This window comes from Bradyrhizobium sp. USDA3010, from assembly GCF_056429065.1.
The window spans coordinates 1-3064 of record NZ_JBWJZD010000106.1 but is presented as its reverse complement, the minus strand read 5'-3'; the positions used below and the strand labels follow the sequence as shown (position 1 = coordinate 3064).

2 protein-coding genes and 1 pseudogene are annotated in these 3064 nt (G+C 56.9%); all 3 read left to right on the top strand.

Translation table 11 applies throughout. The features are described from left to right. Window positions 1–133: 133 nt before the first annotated feature. Window positions 134–325, top strand: a pseudogene (locus AC066Y_RS43025) (transposase domain-containing protein); the annotation flags it as partial. A 226-nt stretch (window positions 326–551) separates the two neighbouring features. Continuing rightward, window positions 552–2000 carry an IS4 family transposase gene (locus AC066Y_RS43020; protein WP_478279109.1) on the top strand — a complete coding sequence of 483 codons (1449 nt, stop codon included), beginning with the start codon at window positions 552–554 and terminating at the stop codon, window positions 1998–2000. 315 nt (window positions 2001–2315) lie between these two features. Beyond that, window positions 2316–2906 carry an ABC transporter permease gene (locus AC066Y_RS43015; RefSeq protein WP_478279110.1) on the top strand — a complete coding sequence of 197 codons (591 nt, stop codon included), beginning with the start codon at window positions 2316–2318 and terminating at the stop codon, window positions 2904–2906. Window positions 2907–3064: the final 158 nt, after the last annotated feature.

Here is a 3064-nt window from a genome sequence, read left to right as displayed (position 1 = left end):
GTTCGGATCCGCAAAAACTGACCTGTCGCGCGTTGCTCCACCCGACGCACGTTCACCGTCCGGCCAAAATAGGGATGCCAACGATAGTGGACCTCGAAATCCTCCCCGACATGGGCAGAATGAACGGTAAACGGCCTTGGGAAGGCGCAACTGGACCTTCGCCGGCAGCCAGCGCGGCGCCGACCGTGCCGCCATCATGCTGACGATGATCACGACCTGTCGCCTCAACGACGTCGATCCCAAGGCCTGGCTCGCCGCCGTTCTGGCCCGTATCGCCGATCATCCCGCATCGCGTCTGCACGAGCTCTTGCCCTGGGAATGGAAGCTCCTGCGCCAGGCCGACAAGCCAGCCAATCAGCAGGCCGCCCGACCTTCACCCTTCACCCAATGCCATCATAGACCTCGCCGTGCCCGCGCGCATGCGTCAATCAGGCGGCCTTCGTCATCTTACGATTATCAACATCTTTTGAGGTGCACTGAGCCGAAAAACTTGAGTCGCCAGAATCGCTTGTGATTCTTTGATGGGCACCTGATTCGAGAAGAGGTGCTCTATGGGACTGACTTCACGCGCCCGGGATGAGAAGGCGCATCGGTTGGCGTCTGACGTTGTGACTTGGTTTGACTGTGAAGCTGCGCTGTGCGAATTCCAGGACGCTCGACTTGGCGAGAGATTTCGTATGCTGCTGAAGCAGATTGGTGGAGACATCGGACAGAGCATCCCGATGGTTTGCCAAGACTGGGCGAATACCAAGGCGGCCTATCGTTTCTTCTCCAATGAACGAGTAGGCGAGGCCGATATCCTGTCTGGTCATTTTAAAGCGACGCGGGAACGTATCGCGGCTGCGAAGGGGCCTGTTCTTGTCCTGCATGATACGACCGAATTCAGCTATCAAAGGGAGCGCCCGGATCTGATCGGGATGATTAAGCGCATCCCCAAAAGCAACTCTCGAAGATTGGACGGGAAACCCCAAACGTACACGACATGCGGAATATTGATGCATTCGAGCCTTGCGGTGACCCTCGAGGGGCTTCCACTGGGGCTCAGCGCTGTGAAGTTCTGGACCAGAAAGAAATTCAGAGGGGTCGCTGCGCTCAGGCGCGAGGTCAACCTGACACGGATCCCCATTGAAACCAAGGAGAGCATTCGGTGGTTTGAGAACCTCAAACAATCCACCGAGCTTTTCGAGAAGCCATCGCAGTGCATCCATATCGGTGATCGTGAGGCCGATATTTATGAATTGTTTTGCGCCACCCAAGAGGTTGGAACGCATTTCTTGGTAAGGACCTGTGTCAATCGCCTGGCAGGCGATGGCGATCATACCGTTGCAACGATAATGGACGAGGTCGTGGTCAAAGGTCTCCACCGGATCGAAGTCCAGGATAGCAAGGGCAATCCAGACCAGGCTGTTCTTGAAATCCGGTATCGTAAAATTCGTATTCTGCCACCGATAGGCAAGCAGTCGCGGTATCCAGCTTTGACTTTGACAGTGATCCACGCTGATGAAAGAGGAGCGCCAAAGAACAGAAAGAAGATTGAATGGAAACTCCTGACCGATCTTCCAGTGCAATCGCGCGGGGATGCGATCGAGAAACTCGAATGGTATTCCTTGCGATGGAAGATCGAGGTCTTCCACAAGATACTCAAATCCGGCTGTAGGGCAGAGGACTCGCAACTGCGGACCGCTCAGCGACTGACGAGTCTGATCTCGGTATTCTGCATTGTGAGCTGGCGCATTTTTTGGATGACGATGCTTAATCGTTCAGCGCCAAATGCCTCACCGGAGTTTGTGCTGACCAAAGGTGAAATCCAATTGCTTGATCGGCTCGTCAAAGACAAGATTCCAGTCAGCACACAACGAAAGACATTGTCGCATTATCTCATCAAGATCGCCAGGCTCGGCGGCTACCTCGCCCGTGCCAACGATCCGCCACCAGGGAATCTGATCATGTGGCGCGGATTGTCGCGAGTCATCGATATCGCAACGGGAGCGACAATCTGACTCAAAAATGTGGGTAATCGTAAGCCGACCTAGGCCGCGGACAGTGGATCCCCGATTTCACCGCTTGAGGGGTTCGGGGTTTTCCTTGTGTATCCTGATGAGCTCCATCAGGTTTTCGATGCCGAAGTCGGTGAACGCCATGACGCCTTCGTCACCTATGCCGTAAACCCAGATGACGCCGTCCTCCGGATCGGAAGCAGGAAGCGCGACGCTGCTGCGCCGTCCGCCGGCGGCGCCATCCGCTTGTCCACGCAGACCAGTTGCAGCAGCTCGGCCATCGCGCGCTCGCCGGCCTCCGCCAGGCTAGCGCCGCTGATGATTACGGGCGGCAGCGCTCTTCCAGTTCTTCAGTCGCTGCAGAACTTCTCTAACTTCAAGATTGGGGCCGTTCCGTTCAGCGTCCTTATTGCGGCCGGTCTGGTCGCGGTGGTTTCGATCCTGATCAATGGCACCATCGTTGGGCGGCGCTATATCGCGGTAGGTGCCAATCCAGCGACGGCGCAATCATCCGGCATCAAGATTTTGCGGTATCAGATTGGTACATATGTGGCGGCGGCCATTTGCTACGCGATCACCGGAATTCTTCTTGCAGGCTTTGTCGGCTACGCCTCGCCTACCGCAGGAAGCGACTACCTCTTGCCAAGCATTGCTGCAGTCGTCGTGGGAGGCACTCCGTTCACAGGCAGTCGTGGAAGCGTGATCGCAAGTGGCGCCGCAGCCTTGTTCATGGCGCAACTGGGACAGATGGTGCTCGCGCTCGGGGCGGGACCGGCTCAGCAATTGCTCGTTCAGGCCGCAACAATCGTCTTGGCGACGTCGATCCGCAGAATTCCGGTCAAATCGCTGCTGCGGTTCACGAACTCTCGCATGGCAGAGCAATCGACTGGTTCCGATGCGAGGGGTTGACGACCGAGAAAGTCGCATCGGCGGGCGCCCACTTAGCCCGTCTTATTCGTCAGAGGCGCCTGAGAGGCTGGCGAGCGTGGTGTAAAGCGCTGATGCGGCGTAGGATTCGGTTGCAAAGCCAACCCCATCACCTTCAGCCGCGAACACCACGCCCGCCA

Excerpts from the sequence above, each read along its gene's own strand:
- AC066Y_RS43020 (WP_478279109.1), top strand. The coding sequence starts at position 552 with ATGGGACTGACTTCACGCGCCCGGGATGAGAAGGCGCATCGGTTGGCG.
- AC066Y_RS43015 (WP_478279110.1), top strand. The coding sequence starts at position 2,316 with ATGATTACGGGCGGCAGCGCTCTTCCAGTTCTTCAGTCGCTGCAGAAC.